This is a genomic window from Ginsengibacter hankyongi (genome assembly GCF_008710285.1).
In the GTDB taxonomy this organism is placed as follows: domain Bacteria; phylum Bacteroidota; class Bacteroidia; order Chitinophagales; family Chitinophagaceae; genus Ginsengibacter; species Ginsengibacter hankyongi.
In genome coordinates, this window is record NZ_VYQF01000009.1 from 86,764 (window position 1) to 113,513 (window position 26,750).

The following is a 26,750-nucleotide window of genomic DNA, read 5'->3' on the forward strand; positions in this document are numbered from 1 at the left end:
TATCATGTTTGTTCGGTCTTCATTATTTGCTGTTTTTGTCAGGAATTATCAAACATGGATGATCATTTTAATTTTTCAGCCAACCGTATTTTAATATTTATAGAATGCCCTTTTAATAGTTTTTGCAGCGAGTTCCGGCTTATCTTCAGCTATTGAAATAGATGCTGCGATTAATCCACTATTACAAACCTGGTTCCAGTTATTATAACCATTTATCAACCACGTATTTCTTTTATCGCCACCATATTCCTCCCAGCTAGGATAAATACCTTTTTCGATCAAAGCATTTTTTGCCTTTTTAATCGTTGATGCAGGTAGATTATCAAGTGTCCAGTCCAACGCAAACGAAATCGCCATGGAAATTTCTGCAACATCTAAATAAACAGGTGGATTCCAGTCCGAAAAATTGCAGGTTGCAAGCACCTCCTGGTTGATACGGTCAAGAATAATGTGATTTTTTTCCACTAAATACACCAAACCCAGCATGTTTATCCTGCGAAGTAATTCCCTGGAAACATCCAGCATAGAATTGGTGGTTTTAATTCTCTTTATTACCGGGGTATCAAGAATTTTGTATGCAGCAAGACGCACTGCCTCATACATATTAGCAATAACCGGATCTGATTTTATTTTTCCTTTAAGCTCTTCAATTAATTGTTTGTTGTAAATCAGCCGGGGTTTGGATTGTTTCAGATTTTCTTTGATGTATGACTCCGAAAAAGGATTTTGAAGGGGTGGTATCATTATATCCTTTTCCTGGGCTAAACTGGAATTTGTCGCAAAAATTAACAGAGAGCCAGTCAAACTTAATAAGGTCATTAATTTATTCATTGTATTTTATTTATGAACCAATACTGCTATTGAACAATAGATTTATTTTAAACAGTAGTAAATTATTTATTATGATTTTTTAGTTTCAGTTCGTATTTTTTAGTCAGCCGATTCAGTTTGAAGAACCTGTGCCTTTCTTTGTGCCATCTCTCTAGTAGGAACTCCAGCTGCAAGTGGAATCCAGCTGCCAATTGTTAGCCACAGGGATTTTCTCCATGGTTTCCTTTTTTACTGACAAAAAAGTCACCGCGTGCTCATCCCACATATAAGTTCTCATAGCCTGCACTGCCTTATCAATAAATACTTGCCTCCGTGCTGCCATTTCAGTTTCTCCAGCCAGCTTCGCTAATCTAACCAAACTTTTCTCGCCCATAATGAGGTAGGACGTATTTCCTGTTACCCAAAACATTGCCATACCATGCCCCTTCATTTTCTGCTTCCCATGCCGGAACCACATAACTAATTATTTAATTTTCAAAATAAAAACCCTGCAATTTGCGGAAAACCCTCACGAAACAAATATTCAATAGGAAAAACAGGCTTTTATTTTCATAATATAGATCTCATAAAATCTATAGTGAAAATTTAATTTTTAGCTTCCAATGGCAACTCCGGAGCTGGCACATAACCTTTATCCATAATATCAATAAATCCTAACAGAGCTCCCCAATGATAGAATGGATCACTCATCCCTGAATCATTCCCTTCACCAGATGTTGCGTTGTAATTTTCATAAATATGGTGCTCTCCTAACCAGGATTTCAAAAGCAGGTTTTTCGATTTTTCAACCATATCCTTTCTTGCATTGGGCAGTTGATAATTTCTCATGCCCAGATATACCAGGAAATCCATCGGGGCCCAAATCCTTCCTCTCCAATATTTGTTATCTTTAAATGCGGGATCATTTCTGGTAATAGAAGGCATAATGAATTGACCCCAGAATTCCTGTGGATTATAAAAATGTTCTTTGATCATTCTTTCTGCCTGCTTATGAGTAGGCACTTTAACAAGTAGCGGATAAAACAAGGTTGGAGATAAACGATAACTGAATTTGCCGGTTATAAGATTCTTATTCAGGTACAGACCAAATTGATCATCCCAAAGAGTTCTTAGTTTCTTTGAATACTTATCGGCTCTTTGGGTTAACTCTTTTACTATTGCGGTTTTTCCTAAGGCATTAGCGATTTCAGAAAGACTTTGGCAATCTGTAATGTATAAGCTCATTAATCCAACATCTGCCTGCATCAAACGATGTCTTGTACTATCAAAAACCGCATCATCCCACATAGGTGAATTGTCTAAGCCCGACTCCCATTGTGCTCCCTTTTTTGTGCCAATTCCCTTAATAAGAAAGGGCGATATTTTACCGTAAACATAGGGATCTGATCCCCAACATAAGTATCCATTGATATCACGATTGTTTGCCCACCAGCGATTCCAGCTTAACAGTTCGTCGAATACTTCTTTAAGAAACCATTTTTCATGATACTTCTTATAAATCTCATTCACGATTAATGAACCAACTGGCGGCTCAGAACGATCTTCACTTTTATTTTTTGATGATCCAAAATTTGGAACAAAGCCCCTTTTTGTAATCTCCTTTGTAATGGCAATTGCATTGGAATAAGCGAGGTCTTTGTTATCCAACGATAACATATATGCAGCAAAATAGTTATCCCATTCAAACAAAACCCATCCCTGCCACCCAACACACCAGTTGCGGCTGACCGGAGTGAGCAGACGGTTATTTGCGGGATCGTAAACTGTATTCCAGGCTAATACCGTTTGCATCGCATTATACTCTTCTGAAGCTTCTTTATATTTTGATTTTTCCGCCGTAAATTTTTTCTCTGACACTTTCATAATACTTTCAATATCTGCAGCAGATTTAGATTTATCAGTACTAAGAGCGATATCATGATCAAGCGAAAAAATTATTCTAGTATCCGACGTTGAATAATTTCCTCCGGCTACTTTTATCCTAATTTCACCTGATGGTGTATTTGCAATGATGATACCATCACTCATTTTTATTTTTCCTTTCCTTCCCCATAACATCTGCGGATCTATTATCAGCGAATCCATGTTTGAGAAATTGACTGGAGTTATTAATAAGAATAAATCATTTTTTTCAGCGGCACTTTGTACACGAACATTTATATGTTGCCACTCAACAGTTAAGTCGGTATATGATCCATCGTAGCAATGAGGTCCTGGAACAACATGTTCTTTTGTACCATAATCTTCCCTGCCAATTAAGGCTTCCTTTAGTGTATCTCCTTTTTGATGATTTACTAACTGTACATTAATAGCAAAACCTTCCGGCAATAATACATGAGACAAAACACTATTGGTATTCCATGTATTCCATCCTTTGCAAAGATGTGCATTCAATTGCCTCATTTGTATTACATTCCTCTCTTGATCGGATATCTGCTGGGCCTGTAGGTAAGTGTTGAAAATGAAACTTGAAAGTACGGCAGCGATCAAAAATTTAATTTTCATCTTGTTTCTATTCATTTGAGTTTAATTATTAAATAATTCAGGATACTTTCTTTTTATTATTTCCTCTCATCCGGGGTGATCGTTTATTCTAAGTTTAGGAAGTTTCAATGCTCCTTTTATTTTTGCCAGCTGCATAAAGAACTTCCTGAGAATATTTACTATTAATTATTATAAATGATTATTAAGATCAAGGAGGGAATACATATCCCTTTTCAATAAGATTTATAAAACCTAATAGTGCTCCCCAGTGATAAAAAGCATCACTCCATTTTCTTGCATCATCGTCTCCACGCCCTGTTTCAGCGCTGTAATTTTCATAGACATGATTCTCTCCTGCCCATGATTTCAACAGCAGGTTTTTCGATTTCACTACCATATCCTTTCTTGCCCCGGGTAAATCATAATTTCGAATACCCAGATATACCAGGAAATTCAATGGTGCCCATATTCTTCCTCTCCAGTAATGGTTATCCTTATATGCCGGATCATTTCGTGCTATGGAAGGCATAATGTATTGACCCCAGAATTCCTTCGCACTATAAAAATGTTCTTTAATCATTCTTTCTGCTTGCTTTTGTGAAGGCACTTTTGAGAGAAGCGGGTAAAATAAGGTGGGTGATAACCTGTAACTGAATTTTCCTGTTACCAGGTCTTTATTAAGATAAAGCCCAAATGTATCATTCCATAGTGTTTTCAATTTCCTGGAATACCTTTCTGCTCTTTCATTTAACTCTTGCTCTATCGCTGTTTTACCCAGAACTCTGGCAATCTTTGATAAACTTTGACAATCTGCAATATAAAGGCTCATTAAGCCAACATCAGCCAGCATCATACGATGATTAGCAGTATCAAAAACTGCATCATCCCACATAGGAGAATTATCCATCCCTGATTCCCATTTGGCTGCCTTCATCTTTCCCGATTCAGTGGCGGAGCGGGATTTATTAGTGCCATAGTCATATGGATCCGTGCCGTAAACCAAATACCCGTCAATATCACGGTTTGCAGATCGCCAACGGTTCCAACTTAGCAATTCATCGAACACTTCCCGTAAAAACCACTTTTCAGGGAATCTTTTATAAATTGCCAGAACGGCAATAGCCCCAACTGGCGGTTCTGTACGATCCTCACTCTTATGTCCTGGCTGTGAGTTATTGGGTATAAATCCTTTTTTAGTAATCTCTTTTGTGATTGCAATTGCATTGGCGTATGCCAAATCTTTATTGTCTAGTGATAGCATGTATGCTGCGAAATAGGTATCCCAATCAAACAACACCCAGCCACCATCCGGAGCTGCCCAGTTTCGGCTTACCGGTGTAATTGCTCTTTTATTGATGGGATCGTAAATGGTATTCCATGCCAATACCGTTTGCATTGCGTTGTACTCTTCTGACAATTCTTTATAACCCGATTTTACTGCAGTGAATTTCTTCTTTGAATCATTAATAATCCTTTCAACATCTTCTGCTGACCTGGATTGATCAGAGCAAAGAGCGATAACATGATCCAGTGAAAAAGTCATAACACTATCTGATATAGAATACTTACCTCCTGCTACTTTAATTTTTATTTCACCGGAAGGTGTATGAACCGTGATCCTATCTGGCATAACCGTAATTTGTCCTTTCTTTCCCCACAACATTTTTGGATATACGATTAGAGAATCACTTCGTGAATGTTTTACCGGACTTATCAATAAAAAGAACGCATTTTTTTTGGTCGCACTTTGAACACGAATAATAATATTTTTCCACTCTGCAGTGAGATCGGTGTACGATCCATCGTAGGCATGAGGCCCGGGAACAACATGCTCTTTTGTACCATAATCTTCCCTGCCAATTAAGGCTTCCTTTAGTGTATCACTTTGTTGATGATTTAGTAGTCGCAGATCGATCGCAAAACCTGCGGGTAATAATACATGAGATAATACACTGTTGGTATACCACGTATTCCATCCTGTTGCAAGACGGTTATTTAATTTTATCAATTGTTTTGCAGCATTACCATCTTTAATTGAATTTTTTTGAGCAATCAAATTATTATTTAAAAAGAAAAATGAGATCAGGACGGGGATCAGAAATTTAATTTTCATCCTGATTGCTGATTTATACGATCCACATTTAATCATCAATCTTAATAAGATCATCCCGAAATGCTCTCCGGTTATTTTTTTCAATCTATACATATCATTTTATAATATATTGCTTAGTGTGTCAAATATTTAATATCGCCTATCCAGCCAGGGGTCCTGTAATTCACACCAGCTGCTTTATACCGCATATATTGTTTTTGCATCCTGAAATGAAAGTCTTTAAGATTTTTTGAACCCCTGGGTACCCAATTTATTTCAGCAAGTGCAGACATTCGTGGATAGATCATATAATCACGGAAGCTGGTTGATTTTATAAATTCTGTCCATAACGGAGCTTCAATACCCAGAACTAGCACTTGCTTGCCTGCAGATAAAGTATCCGGAAGCGGTTCCCAGTTGTAGATAAGCTCGAGGCTATTGGGGCCATTTATATTTCCGTTCCATGGAGCCCCGGGCTCACCCGGCGCCTGCGCATAATCAAGATAGACATACCAGTTTGGCGACATGATCACAGGATTTCCATTACTGAGTGCCTTGTTTAAATTTTTCGGAGGCATTAAATGACCGAGCCACCACTGGATTACTGTTTTCCTATTTACATCTGAATTTACCACCTCTTCCCAACCTATCGGTTGCTTACCTCTGCTTATGAGCATATCTGCTACTTTTCTATCAAAATACGCTTCTACTTCACCGGCTGTTTTATAGCCCCTGGCCTTCATAAAATTTTGGACATCCGGCATTTCTAACCAATGAGTGGCACCAGCCACTTCGTCGCCACCTAAATGAAAATATGGTGCAGGAAAAAGTGTTATCATCTCATCCATGATTTTCCCAATAAAAGTGAAGGTTCCTGAATTAGCGGGGTTGAAGGCGTTCCCTCCATCAAAAAAATCCGGATAGGCTTTGCTGGCAGCGTGGGAATGCCCCGGCATTTCAATTTCAGGAATAACCATCACATGGCGATATGCTGCGAAGGCCACTATTTCCCGGATTTCATCCTGGCTAAGGAAATATTTTTCCGGACCATCCGGATTGGTGAAATCTCCCGTAGACCCAACTGATGTAAGTTTTGGATAACTTTTTATTTCAATTCTCCAACCCTGATCATCTGTAAGATGGAGATGTAAAACATTAAGTTTATGCATCGCCATCATATCAATTATCTTCAGGAGGTCTTTTTTAGATACAAAATGGCGTGAAATATCCACCATCATGCCACGATATTGAAAACGAGGGTAATCGTTTATTCTTAGTTTAGGTAGTTCCAATGACTTAATTTCTGATGTATGCTCTCCATAAACCTGGGGTGGCATAAGTTGCAACAAACTTTGCACCCCATAAAAAAGGCCAGCATTGTCTGATGCAATAATTGAAATATTATCGTCAATAAGAAGTTTATAACCCTCTTTACCAATATCTGTTTGTTTGTCGATCTTAAGAATAAGTTTGTTGATACAATCTACTGTACTGTTTTCTTTAAGCACAATGCCCAGCCCTTCTCTAATGCGGCTCTGAAGATAGTCGGCAGTTTTGCTGGCTCCATTGTCGACCACCAGGCATGTTTTCCCACTTAGAACAAAACATCCCGTCTGAATTGTCATTTCAACAGGTTTTGGAATAATAGATATTTCCTGAGCATATAAGGAACTGACGTAAAAAAACGCGGCAATTAATTGAACGTAAAAAATCAAATATTTTTTCATCTAAGTAATACTTTAATCATATTCTTTTTTTCTAAGTTCTTATTGCCCCTGATTACCAGTAATGCCAGTGACTTCTTGCTTATGCTATTTTTAGGTAGTATAAAGTACTTGGGAGTAGTATTTATTATCTATCTTTTTCAAAATCGTGTTTACGAATAAATAATTCTGGATATCTTTTATAAATCATTGCCTGCTCTTCAGAAGTCAATTTTCTGATATCAACCGGTTTGTCCTGCGGACGGATCCCTTTTTGGTTTAGCCTGTTCATTAAACTCCAGTTACGGACGTGCTGTCCCGGTTTGGGATCATCAGGTTCCTTTGCTTTCAGATCATAGCGGGTAAAATCGATAACTTTCTGGGGGGAATCGTCTTTCAGGTTTCTCATTAAAGCCAGCCTGAAGTCTTTATTCATATACCAGTTGACTTCCAGGTTTGAATCTGAACCGCAAATACCAGAGCCTCGCTGTATGAAACGGTAATTGATGCTGTCATTATTTTTGAAATGATTTCGCCAGATCATCCCAAACTCTCCATGTGTGATGCATTTGGCATCGGGCCAGCGTTTATGCATTTCCCTCAACCATATTTGCAAACCTTCCATACCATTTCGTCCGTCGTATCCATATATTTTTCTTGCTTCGACAAGACTTAATTCCCAGATACAGGTTACCCAGGCAAATCCATTTAGTGCAAATCCGGTATCAAAATGAGCCGACGTGCAGGAAAGCATTTCTTTGATTCCCTGCTCCGTGCCGAGGCGGATCACGGTCTCAATAGGTCCTACACCCTGCCTGCTGCCACAACGTTTTCCATTAATAAATTTTGCACCCGGGTATATGGCGTTTACAAAATCAACCGTCCAGCCATCAAGATTCACGCAATCAATAAAATCTTTCTTTCCCTGTGCCGGTTTGCAAAAATGTTCAAGTGAAGGATAATATGGATAAGATATGGAACCCTCCCCGTCGCCATTGTCAACAGAATATTGACTCCAGATATTACCCTGGCAAACATGAATTCCTTCTTTTTCTGCCAGGTATCTCAAGTTGTCTGATGAAAGAAACCCGGCAATGACCGCAAGAGGACGGTAATTATTGCCAACCATTTGAGATACCATTTTCAAGCCATCGTGCAAATCCCGGCTAACCTGTTCGCGGGTATTATACATATTGGCAAAATAGGCTCCGGGAATAAAGGTGATCTCATCACCATACTTTTTATGATATGAAACAACCAGTTTTTTTAGCTCACGATAGTTGGGACGATTATCTTTTAAGGCAAGCCAGCTGAAGGCCCACGTAATTCTGGCTCCCGGCCATGCATTTGCCACTGTTTCCCGGAAAATGCGTGCTTCAGCCGGACTGTGCACGCTTGATTCATCTGGACCATAAGCCGAATCTCTTGATACTTCAACCTGACGAACCCGAACGACCGTACTAAGTGTAAAAAAACGGTGACCCATTAATTGAAGTCCGGGAATTTCCTGAGCTGTTACTAATTCACAAAATGAACACGCTATAATAAATACTAAGAGTATTTTAAAAATTAATTTTCGTAATTTTTCAAGCTTATTCATATTTTATGATTATAAAAATGTAACAATATAAACCTGATGCCTCTTCGCTATTTTTAACACAACTGGATATTCCTCTACTTTATCACATTAAGCTAAACTGATGGCATCAATCGAACAGACCCCAGCAATCCGGCAGATTCTACATGCCATGGTTCAGCTTTTTCAACCCCTGTTGCGTGACGATCGGGACATATCCAAATTCCAGGCCTTTGGGCGGAGTTACAATCAGCGCAGGGTCAATATCTGCCAATTTCCCGATAAAAGGAGAAGGAAGGTATTCACGGTCCTTTTTCCAGTGCCTGTGAAGCAATTCCACCCGCCTTTGCATTTCTTCACGCTCATCTTTTGTCAAATCAGCGTTGAGTAAAGCAGGCTGGTCGGCAAATCGGTACCAATAGTAGGTTACGACGCTGCCGTCACCCAGTTTCGCCTCAAATGGCCCGGCTACCGGACCAGGGGTTTTCCAGCAACTTTCCTTCTCCTTGGGAGTGATATAGGCAATGGGAATTCTTTTGTCGGAATTACTAAAATCAACATTGTGAAGTCGGGTTTCTGCCGGCACTTCTTCCGGTGCCACAGCTATCCATTGACCAACTTCATCATTTCCGTTTTTTACCAGTTTGTAATATTCAGGAAGAGTTACCAAAGAACCGTTATTTGTTTTTCTGTGGGTAATAATTGCACCTTCCCATCTCACCCTTAAAGTTGCTGTATCGGTAACATTTGCATCCATATAAGAAGTGATATTCATTAAGGCCAACTTATCCTTGGGAACATTGTCTGCATATAACTTCCAGTTTGACCGAACTCCCTTTTTGAACTTCTGCATGGTAGCCCCTTCCAGATCAATGGTACCATCAGCCGGAAGGCCACCTTGAAACCAGGCATCAACCTTGTTCCAGAGGGCCTTCTTGTTATAAACCATCAGACGATGCAACAAATTCGAATTACCATCAGGTCCGACAGGATACTGTGTGGGAGCTATACGTGCGTAAGTTTGTCCTTTAGAGTCAGTGGCTTCAAAAGAATGGATATGCTGCGTTTCCATCTGGAATGGCTTATTGGCCAGTGAAGGGCGTTGGTCCAGAAATAATCCATTAAGTTGCTGGTCATCAACTGATGCCTGGGTCCAGAAATAAGGGGTAAAAAATGCAACGGGTCCTTTAAAGTTGCCAGTATTAAGAAACAACGTCCAGCACTGATTGCCGGTAATAATATCCTCACCAGCAGTTTTTGATTTCGGTTCGGTGAGCGGCAAGGGCAGATAGCCACTGCCGAATAATTCACCGCAGGTGCCCTGCTTTAGGTTCAATCCATCAGGAGGCCACAATAACCACGGACTCAGTTGTGCCACACCATATTTGCCTTTTGGCTTGCTCCAGTCTCTTCCTTGCCCGGCTCCAGGACCATTAGCCCATCCGACAAAGTCGCGCTGTACTCCGCCCATGATAAATTTTGGAGTTTCTGTTGCATACTCAGTATCGCGCCACCATCCAAGCCCACCCTCGATATCGGTATATAATTTATCCACCGGTAAAGGCCGGTCGTATTGTGGATGCATCCAAGTACCAAAAAGGCCCGATTGAAAACTCCTACCTGGATACTTCTTCAGTAAAGGATAGGCAGCCACATACATTGAGTAACCTGCATTATATGATTGATCAACCTTCTCTGTCTGCGCAATCATATAACCGCCAACATTTCCCTTTTTTATTTTGCTTTCGTCAGATGCCTTTTGCGCCGAGGCAAAAGATGTAAGCAAAATAATAAGATTAAGAACTAAAAATACTTTTACGATCATTTTTTTTGTCATAAGATTTATATTTATTTCCTTTCCATTTTATTTAATTCTACTAAAAACTAATAATACATAGTAATCAGGGTAAAATAGTAATCTTTACCGGCACCTCTGATTTTAAAGGGATATACAGAACCAGTTCGTCACCATCAAGTTGATGGTTAATTCCAGCTTTATATTTTCCATTTTCTTTCCCGTTAACCAAAATCTTTGCCCCATTTGAATTCCAGTTTTTCACAACAATTGCCGGATTAATAATAGGAGAATCGTTACTACCCATAAGGGTCAATTCAACGGATGAAACTTTGGAATTTTGGTTCTCCAATTGGTAGCAACGCTGAGTTTTATCGTAACCTTTTGAAATAGTTCCATTCCCAGAAAGAGAAAGGGCAGGTGCATAAGCCCATGAACGCCCGAAACTTATCAATTCATCCATGTTCATATTATTCATGCCGTAAAGACCCATCCAAAACAGACGATTTCCGCTCTCGTGAATAACTGGATCTGAACACGGTGAACTCATGAAATGGGTAGGGCGATCTGTTTCTTTTGCCCATCTCCCATCACTTCGAGCCTGATTTACAGGGAAATGATTATATCCACCATCAATCCACCTTACCCACATTTCGTTACATGGTTCAAAACAGATATAAGGTTTGTTTTCTGATTTGAAATTAAATTGCTGAATAGTGTATTTTTCGGTCCAGCTGGCTGACTTCTTGCCCTGATCGACAGAAACAGCAATTTTATTGTATTTATAGTCTGCAATATGGACATAATCATTCCAGATCACATCTTTGCTTTGCTGACCGGGTTGTGTCAGAGGTAGTGATTCCTGGTATTGTATTGCTCGACCCGTTGTCCCTTTATTCCACGAAACTTTTCTAATGGCAGAACCATCAGGGTAAATGTAGTAATATTCATCTACCCAGCACTCCCAACCTGTTTTGGGATCGGGCATCCAGGTATGATCGTGAGAACTGACCAGGGCATAACGCCAGTGCACAACTGCTCTGGCTTCATTATTTTCAATAATTCTAACATGAGAAAAACGACAATGACGGTCCTGCATGTGTTCGAAACATCCTTCAATGTCATTTTTCCCATTTCCCCAGGTTTCAAGGCTTTGATCTGCCATCCAATTTTCATTTTCAGAAACCCAGGCAGGTCCATACCTGGTTCCTCTCCAGAAAATAAACTTAGTTGGATTATTGTCAAAACAGACAACAATATCAGGATCCTGATCAACAGGCCAAAGATTATCCCACCCGGGATAGTATTTCAATTTGGTATAATAGGCTCCAAAATGGCCCGGGTTCTTTTCAATTGCAGGCAGCCTGCGTGGTTTAATATCCGGAACAACAGACTTAACCTTCATAAAATTATTTTTGACCTGATTGGCAGTCAATGCTGTACTAAACACATTAATATCATCAACAATTCCATCCAGTCCATAGTAAGCTTCAACGGTTCCCCATGTTCTGATGGTATTGCTGGGTCGCCCGGGAACGGCTACCATTCCAAGAATACAACTGGCTTTTGAAGGAAATGTTAACGCTCCTTTTATTACCTGGGAGGACACAAGCCCACCATTTATATATAGTGCCAATTCTTTTTTAGCGGTATAAACGCCAGTGATGTGCATCCATTTTCTGAGTGGCACTGCTTCATCGGCACTTGTACATGAAATCCATTGCTCACTAATAGCTGTTTCAAAAGAAACCTGGCCGTAAGGCCCGATCATCAGGCGATATCCCTTAACTTCATCAGATTCAGTTGTGATTACCGGACACCAATTTAGGGGATATTCGCCCAAAGCAACCCATGCCTCAATCGTGAACGCTCTACCTGGCTTAGTGATATCCTTACTTTGGCGGACAATCCGGGTTGTAAATCCATCAAGGCGTATTCCTTTTCCGCTCACCCCTTCTGCCCATTCAAAGTTCCCTTCAATGGTATCTGAGATATTTGTCAATTCTTCAATCACACTCCGGTTCCTTACTGTTTCAAAATCCCATTTCATGACGGGTGCCTGGGCCTGAATAGTTTGCTGCCCCGTCAGCGTGGCGAGCAGCAAAATAATTAGGTATTTGAAGATTTGTTTCATAATTAGGTATAAATTGAACTTTTAAAAATATTCCTTTTGCAAACTTCCTCGTGGCATTTAAATTCGAACATTTTCTAACAGGAAAACTTATTGCATCCTAAATCATCGGTTTAAATGATGATATTTTTGTGGGAAGCGGCTGAGCATCTCAGTTTAAAATACCTCAAGTGCGACATTATATTGAGCAATAATCTTGTCTTATTCATCCCATTTCTCTATTATATTTTCAACTGATTTTCTTCATTCTATTAACTAATAATGTTACTTTTTAGAAAAGAATATTTTAGCTGTGCCAATTAAACCTGATTTCAACAATGGGCTTTCGGCTTTGAATTTATATTTAATATTGGTCCTTGTATATTGCTTTTTATCCGGGTTTCTCAAATCACCAACAATCCTGTTATTCCAGGTATTTACTACTCTCACAGTTATATGATTTGAACCTGCTCTGAGGTATTTTGTAATGTCAGCTTTATAAGGAGGAGTCCATACAATACCGCAATCCTGCCCATTCACAAAAACCTGTGCCATCTCCTGTATATCGTCAAATACCACAAATGCTTCTGTTCCTTTGGTTAAAGCATCTTTACCCACATAAAAATCCTTTTCATAACTTGCAGTACCAGAATAATACTTAATTCCTTCGTTATTGATATCTGACCAGCTTTGCAAGCTGTCCAGTTGGTAAGATGCCGGCCCTCCCATTGAAGTATCGAACTTCAAAGTCCAACCCTTGCTGATATCTATCAGCTTATGGTTTTCTGCCGCCTTCTGTTTTTTATCAAACCCAAATTGTAAATCATAGTTTAAACCAGCATCATTCTTCCCTGTTGATTTGTTTTTGAATACCACAAATCTTGATGCCAATGGATCCATTATGAAATCAATACTTATCCCATTTTTCACTTTTGAATATTCCACTTCCCGCTGAATTAATCCGGTTTCGGCATCCCACAATTCAGGAATCATCTTTTTATCTACCCTGAAGACACAGGTTACTTTTTCCGCCGCAGGTTTACTGTTTGAGATAAAATAGATGTCTTGTGTTTCGGTCTTACGATGAATATAATCAATGTGCCTGTCGGAATTATCCACCCCGATGACCTGCATATCCGGCGGTATATTCTGTTCGTCAAGTACCTGTTGTACTGTCTTTCCCCAGTAAATGGTTCCTTTACCATATTTGTTTGACAGTATCTTCCTGCTGTCACATGCTCCCCACATTTTATCTGCAATGGATTTGACCTGTTCATCACATGCAGGATAATTTTTCAAACTCGTTGCCCTCCTGGGCTTTGGACCAATAATAATGGCCCCTTCATAAACCAGCGTATCGAGCTTTTTTAATACTTCCAGGGATATATCTTCCCGGTCGGGGATCTGCATCATCTTATAGCTTTGCCCTGAAGGCAGAACCAACTGCCCTTTTTCCACCTTTAGTTTCGAGGTTATAATATCGACATTAATGTAATCATAATCGTATCCTGGTAATTTTCCCGGATCAACCGGTTTGAGTTGACCACAATGAAGGCAGTGGTTATCATCATATAATGGAACAATATTCGGATCAATACGCCTTGTGGGAACCAGGTTGGGCGCCTGGTCGCCATAATAAAGGCACACATCTCCGACAAAGTTTCCCTGTCTTAGCATATAGGAACATCTGCTTAGATAATCCATAAACGGCCTGGACATGTCCCACCAGGTTGCATTCACGTTGATATGCTCACCTGCATGATAAGCGAATCCTGGTTTTCCGGCTATTCTCGGATTATGAGCAAAATTGTGAAAAACGATCTGGTTAAGACCCGCACAGAATGCTATATCACATAGCTGCTTAAAATCGGTTGGTCCTTGTTGCCAATTCTGCCACCCGGTAAGCGATTCTGAGGCTACTACATTTTTCCCATATATATGAGCTGCACTTGCAGCTTCTTTGGTAACCCAAAATTGTTTCCTGTTCCAGAATTCTCCCATAGGTACATCAGAATTTCCAAGCCCCTTTAACGGGTCAACCCTGGCATAACCTCCGTGCCCCGCTTCGGTAAACATGTTCATTCCATTCTTATGTGCAATATCAACAGATTGGCCAAAATGATTTTCAATTATCATATCGCTTACCAGGCGATTATAATCACCCAAAAACCGCTGCCCAATTACACTATCCTTACTTCTATATCCTTCTAGGACGGGCAGGAATGGTTTCGGATCGTATCCATAGCGGGTTTTAAATTCCTGTACAAACCCAGGAGTCCAGTCTTTGGCCGGCCAAACTTCATAACTGTCGAGCTCAAGAAAGTTTAAATGATTTTCCGGCGTACTTACGGTAGCCAGTCTTGCAAGGACACTATCGAAATCTCTCTTTGTCGCCCTTCCGCTCAAATGGTCAATAATCAATCCATTAGAGTTTGGACTTGGGCATTCCAGGTTTTGACCGGTATTGCACATAAAAAAAGAGATAATATCCCATTTCCCGTCAGGAACGTCCCAGTCAATAAACTTATCTCCGGTTGTAAATTCATCCAGGGGGATTATTTTAGCCATGGAATAATCAATCACCTTTGAGCCGGAGTAGGGGATTGCCATTGATGTTATCAAAGAATAGGACTCATTTCCTCCCCGCCTTGTTTTAGGTCGTCCGATAGCGATCCTTTTCTTCAACGGCCCTGTAACCATTTGGGACACACTTAGAAGCTCTTTACTTGCGTCAGCCTGCCCAATCCAGGGTCCCCCGGCATTCCAACTGCTGGAAACACACATCCCAAGGTCAAGGCCCAGCCTTTTAACTGTTCTCAAAGCAAGGGATATATATCCAAGTGATTCTGATCCGAGAAATGCAGGCCCTGCAGGAACGACTTTATCAGGATCAGCTATTGCACCAACATCCCATATAAATGCTCCCCCCATGCCTTTTTCTTTCATTTGTTCCAGCTCATAAACCATTTTAGCTGTATCCACAAATCCATTTAGCCAGGGCCAATATGCGAGTGGCCGGTTCGCTATTGGAGGGTTTACAAAACTATCTTCTGGTTTTTCTTTGGTAAGCTTTTCTGTATTACACTGCGTTAATAAAGCTGTGGTTACCAAAAGGATCATTATTAATTTACTCAAGCGAATTAATCTATTTTTCATAATCACTTTACTATATTTTTTTGTGCTGAATTAATACCATTCTGCATCATTGAATTCCCATCGCACGATTTTTACTTCAACTGAAACGGCAACCAGACTTTCATTTGCCCCAATTCCCGGTTGCACCAGGCATAATAGGGGATGGCCGTAATATCAACCTTACTTTTTTTCGTCGGTTCGAAAGCAGTCCCCTCAATAGTCACAACACCATCCAGCAAATCATTTCTGTATTTTACCTTTAAAGCTGAAGAAACCATATATGCATCTTTATCATTTTCAAAATAGAGCTTATTATCTGTTTCTTCAATACAATAAACAAGAGGGCCGCGCATGATAACTAATTTACCATGTGTATCCTTAAGCTTGGTATTCCCCGCTACCAGCCTTATTAGCATGGGCAAATCCAGTTCCACCTTATCCCCTTTTTTCCATTTTCTTTTAATGACGGCATACCCTTTTTCCAGTTCAATTTTTTGTATTGTTCTTCCATTTACTTTCAGGATTATTTCCTTCCCGGGATTGGTTTCATTTCCAACATAATGATAGAGGCCGTCCGGCAGTAATTCGCCCCGCGCCCATCCGGGAATCCGGATATGCAAGGCAATGTCCACCGGAGTTTCGGGGTCAATCTCCAGGCTAACGGAACCTTCCCAGGGATAATCGGTATCCATTTTTAGAGAGATATCCTGGTTTCCTATGTGGATGTTTGCTTCATTTGCGATAAACTGATTTATAAAAATTTCTTTATCCCTCTTACCATAAATAGTGGACCCTATTTCCGGTAGAAACCGAACCATATTGGTGGGACAACAGGGAGGATCATCCCAGGGTTGCCTCATTGTCTTTCCTTTCGATTCAAGGGGATTAGTATAGAAGAACCTGTCACCACTTAATGATACGCCAGCTATTGCTGCATTATACATAGTAAGCTCCAGTAAGTCAGCATATTTAGCATCTCCAGTCAACAGGCTCATTTTCCTGTTCCAAAAAATAAATCCAATACTGGAACAGGTTTCACAATATGCCTGGTCATTGGGAAGCAGGTAGGCTGAACCAAATCCCTCGTTGTGAAACTGCCTGGTGCCAATACCACCGGTGATATACAATTTTTTACCAACAATATCATTCCAGATAGAATCCATGGGGGGAAGGTATTTACTACTTTTAGTTTCCATGGAAAGATCTGCCATAGCAGTATATAGATAGGTAGCACGTACAGCGTGTCCTACAGCATAAAACTGCTGCGTCACTGGAAGGTGGTCCTGCATATAGGAAGGTGGCCGCCAGCGATGTGGTGTATTTGCATTAGGATCATGATCAGGAGGAGTGATTCTATCTGCTGCCATCCTCCCGGGATCACCACGTTCGTCAACAAAATAAGAAGACAATTCAAGGTATTTTTCCTCTCCGGTTACTTTGTATAGTTTATAAAGGGCCAGTTCAATTTCTTCATGTCCCGGCACCTCCAGCCGCTTATGGTGCCCAAATGTCGAATAAATCAAGTCGGCATAACGAATAGCAGCATCCAATAATTTCCTTTTACCTGTCACCTGGTAATAAGCTGCAGCCGCCTCAAACAGGTGGCCGGCACAATATAACTCGTGTCCACTGGCAATGTCTGACCACCTCTTTGAAAGGTCATTCACTGTCCAGTAGGTTGAAAGATACCCGTCCGGTTGCTGGGCGGCCACAATCCTGTCAATAAGGGAGTCAATGGTTGCTTTCAGTGCCTTATCAGGTGTATCATTTAGTGAATATGCGGCACCCTGGATTATTTTAAATACGTTTGAATCACTACCTCCACTACCGGCATGTTTTCCTTTCTTTTTTCCAGCAGCAATATCAAAATTATCTATGTCATGGGAAGCTTCCTTTAAGGCAGACCTGATACCGGCTAACCGGTTATTATCAATTTTCGGCCGCCAGAATTTATCGGTAATGGTCACATGCTGAAAGGAAACCTCTTCAATAGAGTTCCCCGGTATTATACCTTGCCCGTTGACCAAATATTGTCCTTCTTTTAACCCAACAGTGAATGCAAGCATAAAAAATCCAGCCATCAAAATAAAGAATTCCTTTTTCATGATTTATTAGATTTTCATAAAACAGGGTTTCCTTAATAATAAAGAGCCTTTGAAGACTTATTAATTATTTTTGTTGCTCCCTTAAAAATTGAAACCTCCGGATGTTCAAATCGGTAAAAAATTTTCAGAATAAAATATTCATAACTTTTTCTGTCATGTGCCAAAAAATCTGGAAAAAATGTTCATATACGTGCCTCCTTCAAATGACCTTTGGTGGCAACACATTTTCATTTCAAAATAAATAAAACAAAATAAAGCTAACCCTAAGTATATATTGATGACTTAGGCATTGCTTTGAAATCATGAGATTATTGATTAAATCATAAAAAAAACAATTGTTTTATTTTACCAACCAGGATTCTGTTTCAAATTTGGATTCAACGTCAATTCATTGGTTGGAATTGGCATCAGATAATTCTTGTTAGGATTAAATCCCCATGTCCCGCTAGCCCCGCTAAGAACTTTCAAATATGGATCAATATAATTATTGGCATCAGTAACTAAGTTCGGCCATGCAGATTTCAACTCAGCTGTATAATAGGCTCCCTTAGGTCTTTTGCCAACAAAAAGCCTATCTGCTTTCCAGCGCATCAGGTCATCATAACGGAATCCTTCAGAAAATAATTCCACTTCGCGTTCCCGCCTGATTTCATAAAGATAATCTGGTAAAGAATACCCATAATCCGGCCATGCCGGATCAACGGGTATTGAACTCAACGTTAAATGCGGCATTCCAACTCTGTCTCTTAATTTATTAATCGTCATATCAATATCATCCTGGGTTAATTGTCCCAATTCAGCCCTGGCTTCAGCATAATTTAGCAAAACCTCGGCATAACGAAATATGATATATGCCAGATCAGTACTATAAAGCCCGGTGGCAGGGTCAAGGTGCGGCTGGCGGAATTTCTGTGAATCATATCCTGTTGGATCCCCCTGCTGATTGATCATTTGAGGCACGACAAATTTGGTTGTGTCACCTGTCAAACTAATGGTAATCGGATCGCCGGGATTCATAACCGTTTGGACCAGCCTCGGGTCCCGGTTTTGGATTATCTGTCGTATATCATGATCGCCCTGGTAAAGCGGGCTAAGTGATATTGGCTTACCATCAGAGCAAAGATACATATCCACCATATCTTTGGTAATGCCTGAACCATTCGGCCAGTTCCAAACTTCATTTCCGAAATCATCACCATAAGCTGCTCTATCATAACTTCTATATAGCATTACTTCAGGGTTATTGCTGAGTTCAGTTTTAACTTTATTAAAAAGTTCATAATAAGCCTGGTGCGGATCACCTGTGGAAAGAGAGTAATTTGCACCATCCATAACCGCTTTAGCAGCTTGCGCTGCCTTTGTGAGGAAGGCGGTACCGTTAGTAGTTCCTTTAAAAGCGTCATTTGCATGATACTTTTCCCATGTACCTTCATACAGGCATACTCTTGCTTCAAAAGCCAGGGCTACATCCCTGTTAATCCGATTTGCTCCAGCGGAAGATTTATCTCCCATTTTTGAAATAGCTGTATCCAGATCTTTAACAATGAAGTTAACAACATCGGTTCTTGAACTGCGGGTACCATATAAGATATCGTGATCTGCCGTAGTAAGAGACTTGGTTACAATCGGTAAGTCACCAAATTGCTTAAGCAGTGTAAAATAAGCCCACGCCCTGAAAAAGTAACCTTCGCCAATATATTGATTTTTCTTTCCGCCCTCGGGAACCCTGTCGATATTATCAAGAAAATAATTGGCTGCCCGAACGTTCTGCCAACTCCATCCCCCTCCGGTAGAAGGAACGTTTATAACACCGTCCAGACGATTTTTGGTGGTTTGAAACAACCCCGTGGCAATTGCTACATCAGTGCCAGCGTCCAACAGCGGAGTACCCCCTTCGCCTGTAACATTCCATCCTGGAAACTGACTGTATAAATTGTTGATATACAATTGGAGGTCTCCGTCCGATTTCCAGAATGCCGGATCTGATATCTGGTCCTGGGGACTTTTATTCAGTAAATCTTTTTTACAGGAATTAAGAACTATCCCTAGTAATAAGAGTACAAATAATATTTTTTTCATTTTCAGAATTTTAGAAGTTTATATTTAATCCCAAAGAATAAGATTTTGACAATGGATAGGTTCTACCATCTCCGTTTCTTCCCCCAACTTCCTCAGGATCTAAAAGCTTAAATTTTGAAAAAACCAACAGGTTTTCTCCTGATAGATAAATCTGTGCATGTGAAATGAGCGCCTTTTGAGAAATTTTCTCAGGAATTGTATATCCTAACCTGAGATTCTTTAAACGTAGATATGCCCCGCTTGGGGAGTAGCGATCAGTAGGGTTCCCGTAATTCTTGTGATTAGCTCCATCATATACAGAATACGGTGCAGGGTAATAAGCATTAGGGTTTGCTCCCAATGGGCTGGAAGCATCGCGCCAGTAATCCATCTGTCCCTGATAAACCATTGCGTGAAATGGGCCATTTGCCGGTCCCCTGAAAATTGCTCCATTATATAAATCGGCAAGCCAAAGGGTTTGCTTGGCGACCCCCTGGAATAAAACGTACAAGTCAATTCCTTTCCATGAGGCACCGGCGTGAAAAGCATACAAGTATTGTGGAAGTGTATTTCCAATGATTGTCTTGTCGCCATGATCAGCTAAGGTATTTGTTCCAATGCCGATCTTTTTATCCCCGTTCAGATCCACATATTTCACATCACCCGGATTCCATTTACCATTATATATATAACTTTGATCAACCCATTTTGTAACCTCATCAGTCGTCTGGAACAGGCCAGCTGTTTTATAGCCCCATAATTCACCCAGCACTTCCCCTTCGTAATACGTACTCAAAATCTTGTTGGGGTTATTGTATTTTGTCACTACACTCCGGTTATTAGACAAATTGCCTCCAACTTCATAGTAAAAATTGCCTACATGATCCTTCCAGCTAAATTCCAGTTCAAATCCCCGGGTTCTAACTTCTCCATCGTTTTGCTTTGGTACGCCAGTTCCCAACAGGGCAGGAACCGCACTACCCGGACCAACCAGGTTGGTTGTATATGTTTGATACCAGTCGAAGGAACCGGACAAATGATTTTTCAGCAAACTGAAATCCGTCCCGAGATCCGTCGTATTCACTTTTTCCCATGTTAAATTGACACTGGACAGGTTAGGAGTCCCCACAGTCCACAGCCGATCACCACCAAACAGATAATTGCTCTGAGAGATTGGTAAAGTAGGGACATAGAGATAATTGTCTACATTCTGGTTTCCAAGTGCACCATAGGAAGCCCTAACCTTGAAAAAATTGATCTCGTTTTTCAATGGGAAAAATTTTTCCTTTGAAGCCACCCATCCGCCAGACACAGAAGGAAATGTTCCCCATTGTTTACCTGGCTCAAATCGTGAAGATCCGTCGGCCCGAACGTTGGCCTCCAACAAGTATTTATCGTCGTAATTGTAATTCAGCCTTCCGAATGCACTCTGGGTAGCCCAGTGTCCGATAGCATCTGAAATGGTTTTTGTTCCAACGGCTGTACTGACTGAAGGAACGTTATCACTCAGCAGATAACCGGCCGTTCCCGATAAGTCAAAGTAATTGTATGCTTCCTGCTGATAGCCCGCCATTATTGCCAGGTTATGTTTTCCAAAGCTTCGCGTATAACTTGTATAAAGATTTGGCGACAAATATGAATTAGTATTTATATTGGGATTGTATGTGGTATTAGCCTGAGCATTTCCAGCGGCCAATTGACCATTGGGTTGAACCCAGAAATACTGCTTAGCCAAAAATACCTCCTGGTCATTATTTTGCGTGTAATTAAAGTCCAAATTCGTCACCCATCCTTTGATGGGTTCAATTATGATCCTGGGTGAAATAATCATATTTCTGGTGGTAGTATTATCCCTGTCTGCCTGCCACTCTTCAATTCTGCTTTCCAGGGTCCAAATATCTGTACCGGGATACTTTGCCGGCATGGTTGGTTTTATTTTGGTCATCATATCATAGATACGACCCCGGCCAAGACCAAGTTGCCATGGAAAAAGTTGCTGACCGTAATTGTATTTGAACAAAACTGAAACCTTAGCCCAGGAAGTAGCCTTTACATTTATTTTTCCATTGAAATTATACCGGTCAAAACTTTCATGACCATATCTCAGCAATCCCTGATCATTGTACAATCCTGCCGATAAATAATAATCAACCTTTTCATTGGAACCTGATACACTCAGGCTGTGACTTTGATGCGTAGCAAATTTCTTGAAAAAAATATCATACCAATCTGTATTAGCTGCTGCACCAAGCCCTTCTGATCCAATGTTCCAGGTTTGTCCGTTAGCATTACCATACATAGTTGGAGCACTTCCGGGATTGGCTATGTTCTTGGCCAACCGATCCAGGGCATCGGCATTATACCAGGGAGACCCGCCAACATTTTTTGCTGCGTCGTTCATAGCAAGTGCAAAATCCATAGCCCCAACCAGTTTAGGCCATTTCACAGGCTTTGCCATGTCCATGTTTGCTGTATAGGAAATATTCGCACCCCTGTTATTATTTTTCCCCGATTTTGTGGTTATCAGGATAACACCATAAGCTGCACGCGCTCCGTAAATCGCAGCTGAAGCAGCATCTTTTAGAACCGATATGGATTCAATGGTGTTGGGATCAATGCTATTTATATCCATCGGAACACCATCCACCAGCACATAAGGTGCATTACTTCCACTAAAAGATTGTAGCCCCCTGATATTCATTTTCATAGAACCGCCGGGCTCACCGCCCTGATCCGAAACTGTAATATTAAGGTTAGGAACCAACCCCTGCAATGCCTGTTGGGTACTGGCGATCGGCCGCGATTCAATTTCTTTAGAAGAAACAGTAGAAATAGCTCCGGTTAAATCTACCTTCTTTTTTGTACCATATCCCACCACTACTACTTCATTTAATGCGCTGGCCGCCGACGGGCTCAGCTTTATAACCACATTGTTCGAACTTGTTCCGACCGTAATCGTTCGCGTTTCATAACCTACAAAAGAAATCGAAAGAATACTCCGACCGTTAGGTGCCGTAATTTCAAATTTGCCCCCTTCTTTTGACAGAGTATTAGTTTGACTGTTCTGAATTGAAACAGTTGCTCCATCCAATGGCAAGTTGGTCGTGGCATCCTGTACAAATCCCGTTATTTTTCTCTGCGCCATACCGGACGTAGAGAATAAGAAAATAGCCAGTAGCAGGACGCCAACGTTTAGGAATATTGACTTTTTCATAAACATCTGTTTTTTTAAGTTATTGGTAAGTTTATATATCAATAATAGTAATATTAATTTATATTATCTGCCTTTGGATAAAATCTGGTAAATACTGGAAAAAATTGGTTTATTTTTTCACTTTAGTCAACTCCTAATTTATAAGAAAGTCATGTTTAAAGCCGATAATGTGAGGCGTGCGTCTATACTATTCCGCTATCTCTAATTTATTGCCATGCTACATACAAACTCGTACCGATGGCTTTATTGCATTTAATAATATCGGGCTTCTTATGACCAGTCCTTTGCATTTCATTAAAAGAATGCGAATAACCATTTCAGGCGCAGTATTAACAATACTTATCACAATCTTCGCCGCCACCTAAAGGAACAAAGTCTGCTTTGTTAACAACATTTGAATCATCTCAAACCTTCAACAAAAAAACCCTGCTGCAAACATCAGGGTTAAATGACGGCATATACTGACTATATACAAATTCAGCAGGTCTTTAATAAATTTATGGCAGGTTGCCAGTCCGCTTATTTTGGCCGTGTCCATCACGGAAGCCCGCGTAATGTTTATGGGATTACAAAAGCGGTTTAATTATACAACTGAAAAAGCGCCATATACAAACTAATAAGGATCGGATCGATCCTGTTGTCATCTTTGATCGCTTCGTAAAGGCGGTGGTAATGGAGGTAATGGAAATAGAAGGGCTTTATAGTGGAGGGCCTAAGCAATTAAAAAAAGTATTATAACCTGTCCGACAGTCCTTTCAATTCCTCCACCCTTTTCTTTAACACTTCCAGGTCCTGCATGCCGATAGAATAATCAATATCATAACGCCTACCTGTATACGCTTTTTGCAAAAGCCGGAATAAACGTTCGTTCTTTTCATTGTTCCCGGGAAAAATATCAGGAAGGCGGTAATATACCATGGAGCAATAACGCAATAAATTACCAATACTGTGCGTGTTCAGGTACATGCCCGTGGTAATAAGAAACATGGTATGCAAAGCCTGCTCGCCAGCCCGGTGCAACATAAAGCCCGCCATATTTCTTTGTTTTCTTAACAGGTACAAATCAGCAGAGGCTAAAAATTCTGCTATTTTATTTGTGCCTTCTGTAAGCAACTCTTTATTTCGTTTTAAAGATACCTGCGGAAGCTACTAAGAATTTTGATGAACAGTTCTGCAATAAACGTTATATCCAGTACTTTTCATGATAATGCATCTGTTTCTAATACTAATTGTACTTTAAACATAAACCTGCTTGATAAATACATTGAGCGGGTAGGAGAAAACAAAAAGCTTTACCAGGTTTTATTGAAAGAGAAGGATGAGAAGATTGCTTTGCTGGAAAAGACGATGGGAAAAAAATAGCGGCCGCCACCTAACGAACGTGATTGCTAACTCTTTGGGGGTTTATCTTTGTTGAACGTGGATGTAATTCATTGAGATAATTTTTTCCATGCAGATATTTCGGTTGCACCTACGCTCTACTCCAAAATAGTTCGAATACCCTTCACAGTAATGAATCATTTTAATTTTTTGTAATTTAAGTTGGCAGAATAAAATCCTCACACTTCCAGCCGTCCCGTATACACGCTGTTGGAAGCGATCTGCCCGTCTGCACTAACAAAACCTATCCATGTTTCTGCAACGGCACCTTTATTCTCACCAGGTATTGTAAGAGTAGCCGTACCGGCTGCCCTTTCTGCAGCATCCAGCGACCATGCCAGTTGTGTTTGCTTCTCCGGGAACCATGCTACCAATACAGTCTTGTCATTGGTTTTGGCGGTACCATCAGTTGAGTTATCTGTCCAGCAAAGACAAAGTTACCGCCAGCATCTAAAGTTACCGCCGCATTTTCAGCAACGGGCAGTTCGCCTTTGGAGATAAGAAACTTATCGTATAGTATTTCGTAATGAGGATACCGGCCTGCTAAGGCACTGTTCATTAAAACCTTCATGGCCCGATTGTAACCAGAGCCGCCGTGGTTAGGATCAGGAAACGTTTTGCGAAAGATGCCCGTTCCGGAAAACGCGTTGATGAACGCATTGCAAACTTTCACTTTTTCACGCTGGGCCACCCGTGCCGGGGTAGGCTTGTCCGTTACTGTGCTGGTGGCACTGCGCATAAGGTCACGGCCATTTCTTCTAAAGCCGGATACGGGGCCTACTCTTCCGGTAAAGCCGCCCAATATTCCTTGTCTTATTTCTGCCATATTATTTATTTTTAATGAAAATAATTTTTGTTTACCGCTTTATTCCTGTTTCCTAACCAGCCAATTCCCCAAGTGATTTAATGAATAGATACCAAGTGGTAACTCAATTTTCGGTGTTAAGACCGAACAAATACCGGCCAAATACCATCCGCTTACTATTTATTCTCCGGTCACTATTAAACGCAGGTATTGATTAATTATTGTGCAGGGAGATGAAAGAGGTAGGAAAAAGGAAATTGATCAGAGAGAACGATATTGTAAACAAATTCAAAATAACAATGCAGCTCCTCTTCGTATAGGCCAGCTGTTACTAACGTGATACCCTGTAAATTGAAAAACTCTCCGAAAGGTTTCCATTTTATACAAATCATTAAATTTCATACGCTGTATATTTCGTTTTTCAAATGTCGGGGCGGGTCAAAGTGAATGCCAATCCAAAGCAATACTTTTATTTACCTCATCCAAAATACCCCTATGCTATCGCGCAATATTCCCAAAGATGCTAACTTTATCATTTGAACCTATCAATTTATTCATTATGATGCCGGCAAATAATGGTAACAATAAAGTGCAAGTAAATCAATCAGTTTTTTTTCGCGCATTGGGCACTACCTATAAAGTGCTAAGTGAATCAGTAAGCGGGTCTGCTGCAATAGTAGAACACACCCTGGAGGCTAGAAGTATCGGATCCCCCATGCATAAACATACCCATGAAGACGAAATATCGTATATACTTGAGGGTGAGCTTTCCGTATTCCAAAACGGGAATGTTCAAACTGCAGGTCCTGGACAGTATATCGTAAAACCAAGGGGATTTTTTCATACTTTTTGGAATTCGGGAACAGAGGTGGTGCGCTTTATCGAGGTGATTACACCTGGAAACTTTGAATGTTATTTTGCTGAAATAGCTCCTTTCCTACAACCCGGAAAGCCGCCTCAGATTGATAGACTTAAAGAAACAGCTAAAAAGTACGGCCTTATTATCGATCCATATGGCGCAGAAGAAATTATTAAACGGTATGATTTAAGCCCCTTGTCATAACTCAATCAATCAAACATCAATAAACGGAACATACCAGATTAATTATCATACTGATGATGGGGCATTAAAAAAACACCGTACTTATCTGCACAGCGCGGAGATTTCTTCAGAAATATTAATACGCAGGCTGGTTTGCCATTCAAATGAAACTTTTTATAAGATAAATTTAATTTCTTAACTTGACCTTCGTAAGATAATTGGTAATTATAACCCTAATTGTCAATGTGCCTGGGGATACCGAAAATATGATCTGGAAGATTTTAAATAAATGTGCCCTGTCATGGCAGGCGTCCCGATATAGAAATCGACTCCAATTGGAAACTAAAAGTATCTGCCTGTTGCTTCGAATTTAAAGAAATGATAGAATCAATACCTGGGAATTTCGAAAATACACAAGTC

At 40.4% G+C, this 26,750-nt stretch carries 17 protein-coding genes; 2 read left to right on the top strand and 15 right to left on the bottom strand.

Annotated features, from left to right (window positions below):
* Positions 1–90 precede the first annotated feature (90 nt).
* The 13 genes from FW778_RS19690 to FW778_RS19750 form a co-directional block, all read right to left on the bottom strand.
* Positions 91–831 (bottom strand): hypothetical protein, encoded by a 741-nt coding sequence (locus FW778_RS19690; protein WP_150416575.1) that lies wholly within the window; start codon positions 829–831, stop codon positions 91–93.
* A 151-nt stretch (positions 832–982) separates the two neighbouring features.
* Positions 983–1,288, bottom strand: a complete 306-nt coding sequence (locus FW778_RS19695; RefSeq protein WP_150416576.1) for an MGH1-like glycoside hydrolase domain-containing protein — start codon at positions 1,286–1,288, stop codon at positions 983–985.
* 128 nt (positions 1,289–1,416) lie between these two features.
* Entirely contained in the window at positions 1,417–3,336 is a 1,920-nt protein-coding gene (locus FW778_RS19700; RefSeq protein WP_202552375.1) for an MGH1-like glycoside hydrolase domain-containing protein, read from the bottom strand.
* A 187-nt stretch (positions 3,337–3,523) separates the two neighbouring features.
* The gene (locus tag FW778_RS19705; protein WP_202552376.1) at positions 3,524–5,428 is read right to left on the bottom strand and encodes an MGH1-like glycoside hydrolase domain-containing protein; all 1,905 of its coding nucleotides are present in this window, start codon (positions 5,426–5,428) and stop codon (positions 3,524–3,526) included.
* 113 nt (positions 5,429–5,541) lie between these two features.
* On the bottom strand, positions 5,542–7,134 hold the full coding sequence (locus FW778_RS19710) for a beta-N-acetylhexosaminidase (protein ID WP_150416579.1): 1,593 nt from the start codon (positions 7,132–7,134) through the stop codon (positions 5,542–5,544).
* A 124-nt stretch (positions 7,135–7,258) separates the two neighbouring features.
* A complete protein-coding gene (locus FW778_RS19715; protein ID WP_150416580.1) occupies positions 7,259–8,710 on the bottom strand; it encodes a DUF3863 domain-containing protein in 1,452 nt (483 codons plus the stop codon).
* 139 nt (positions 8,711–8,849) lie between these two features.
* Positions 8,850–10,523 (bottom strand): hypothetical protein, encoded by a 1,674-nt coding sequence (locus FW778_RS19720; protein ID WP_150416581.1) that lies wholly within the window; start codon positions 10,521–10,523, stop codon positions 8,850–8,852.
* A gap of 64 nt (positions 10,524–10,587) precedes the next feature.
* A complete protein-coding gene (locus FW778_RS19725; RefSeq protein WP_150416582.1) occupies positions 10,588–12,615 on the bottom strand; it encodes a LamG domain-containing protein in 2,028 nt (675 codons plus the stop codon).
* Between the two features lie 261 nt (positions 12,616–12,876).
* Positions 12,877–15,747 (bottom strand): glycosyl hydrolase, encoded by a 2,871-nt coding sequence (locus FW778_RS19730; protein ID WP_150416583.1) that lies wholly within the window; start codon positions 15,745–15,747, stop codon positions 12,877–12,879.
* A 71-nt stretch (positions 15,748–15,818) separates the two neighbouring features.
* Positions 15,819–17,831, bottom strand: a complete 2,013-nt coding sequence (locus FW778_RS19735; protein ID WP_150416584.1) for a glycoside hydrolase family 127 protein — start codon at positions 17,829–17,831, stop codon at positions 15,819–15,821.
* Positions 17,832–18,176: 345 nt separating this feature from the next.
* Positions 18,177–19,910 carry a RagB/SusD family nutrient uptake outer membrane protein gene (locus FW778_RS19740; RefSeq protein ID WP_150416585.1) on the bottom strand — a complete coding sequence of 578 codons (1,734 nt, stop codon included), beginning with the start codon at positions 19,908–19,910 and terminating at the stop codon, positions 18,177–18,179.
* A gap of 10 nt (positions 19,911–19,920) precedes the next feature.
* Positions 19,921–23,103: a SusC/RagA family TonB-linked outer membrane protein gene (locus tag FW778_RS19745; protein WP_202552378.1), complete on the bottom strand. Its 3,183-nt coding sequence runs from the start codon at positions 23,101–23,103 to the stop codon at positions 19,921–19,923.
* 732 nt (positions 23,104–23,835) lie between these two features.
* Positions 23,836–24,216: a HEPN domain-containing protein gene (locus FW778_RS19750; RefSeq protein WP_150416587.1), complete on the bottom strand. Its 381-nt coding sequence runs from the start codon at positions 24,214–24,216 to the stop codon at positions 23,836–23,838.
* A 48-nt stretch (positions 24,217–24,264) separates the two neighbouring features.
* On the opposite strand from FW778_RS19750, the gene FW778_RS19755 reads away from it, so the two are divergent.
* Positions 24,265–24,465, top strand: coding sequence for a hypothetical protein (locus FW778_RS19755; protein WP_150416588.1), 201 nt, complete (start codon positions 24,265–24,267; stop codon positions 24,463–24,465).
* Between the two features lie 197 nt (positions 24,466–24,662).
* Here the strand turns inward: FW778_RS19755 and FW778_RS23800 are convergent, their stop codons facing one another.
* Both FW778_RS23800 and FW778_RS23635 read right to left on the bottom strand, forming a co-directional pair.
* Positions 24,663–24,857 carry a DUF6266 family protein gene (locus FW778_RS23800; protein ID WP_150416589.1) on the bottom strand — a complete coding sequence of 65 codons (195 nt, stop codon included), beginning with the start codon at positions 24,855–24,857 and terminating at the stop codon, positions 24,663–24,665.
* A complete protein-coding gene (locus FW778_RS23635) occupies positions 24,851–25,309 on the bottom strand; it encodes a DUF6266 family protein (RefSeq protein WP_150416590.1) in 459 nt (152 codons plus the stop codon). The genes FW778_RS23800 and FW778_RS23635 overlap by 7 nt, the downstream gene beginning before the upstream one ends.
* Positions 25,310–25,808: 499 nt before the next feature.
* Here FW778_RS23635 and FW778_RS19770 point away from each other — a divergent pair, with 499 nt between their 5' ends.
* A complete protein-coding gene (locus FW778_RS19770) occupies positions 25,809–26,351 on the top strand; it encodes a cupin domain-containing protein (protein ID WP_150416591.1) in 543 nt (180 codons plus the stop codon).
* Positions 26,352–26,750: the final 399 nt, after the last annotated feature.

Excerpts from the sequence above, each read along its gene's own strand:
- FW778_RS19690 (WP_150416575.1), bottom strand. The coding sequence starts at position 831 with ATGAATAAATTAATGACCTTATTAAGTTTGACTGGCTCTCTGTTAATT.
- FW778_RS19695 (WP_150416576.1), bottom strand. The coding sequence starts at position 1,288 with ATGTGGTTCCGGCATGGGAAGCAGAAAATGAAGGGGCATGGTATGGCA.
- FW778_RS19700 (WP_202552375.1), bottom strand. The coding sequence starts at position 3,336 with ATGAAAATTAAATTTTTGATCGCTGCCGTACTTTCAAGTTTCATTTTC.
- FW778_RS19705 (WP_202552376.1), bottom strand. The coding sequence starts at position 5,428 with ATGAAAATTAAATTTCTGATCCCCGTCCTGATCTCATTTTTCTTTTTA.
- FW778_RS19710 (WP_150416579.1), bottom strand. The coding sequence starts at position 7,134 with ATGAAAAAATATTTGATTTTTTACGTTCAATTAATTGCCGCGTTTTTT.
- FW778_RS19715 (WP_150416580.1), bottom strand. The coding sequence starts at position 8,710 with ATGAATAAGCTTGAAAAATTACGAAAATTAATTTTTAAAATACTCTTA.
- FW778_RS19720 (WP_150416581.1), bottom strand. The coding sequence starts at position 10,523 with ATGACAAAAAAAATGATCGTAAAAGTATTTTTAGTTCTTAATCTTATT.
- FW778_RS19725 (WP_150416582.1), bottom strand. The coding sequence starts at position 12,615 with ATGAAACAAATCTTCAAATACCTAATTATTTTGCTGCTCGCCACGCTG.
- FW778_RS19730 (WP_150416583.1), bottom strand. The coding sequence starts at position 15,747 with ATGAAAAATAGATTAATTCGCTTGAGTAAATTAATAATGATCCTTTTG.
- FW778_RS19735 (WP_150416584.1), bottom strand. The coding sequence starts at position 17,831 with ATGAAAAAGGAATTCTTTATTTTGATGGCTGGATTTTTTATGCTTGCA.
- FW778_RS19740 (WP_150416585.1), bottom strand. The coding sequence starts at position 19,910 with ATGAAAAAAATATTATTTGTACTCTTATTACTAGGGATAGTTCTTAAT.
- FW778_RS19745 (WP_202552378.1), bottom strand. The coding sequence starts at position 23,103 with ATGAAAAAGTCAATATTCCTAAACGTTGGCGTCCTGCTACTGGCTATT.
- FW778_RS19755 (WP_150416588.1), top strand. The coding sequence starts at position 24,265 with ATGAACAGTTCTGCAATAAACGTTATATCCAGTACTTTTCATGATAAT.
- FW778_RS23635 (WP_150416590.1), bottom strand. The coding sequence starts at position 25,309 with ATGGCAGAAATAAGACAAGGAATATTGGGCGGCTTTACCGGAAGAGTA.
- FW778_RS19770 (WP_150416591.1), top strand. The coding sequence starts at position 25,809 with ATGCTAACTTTATCATTTGAACCTATCAATTTATTCATTATGATGCCG.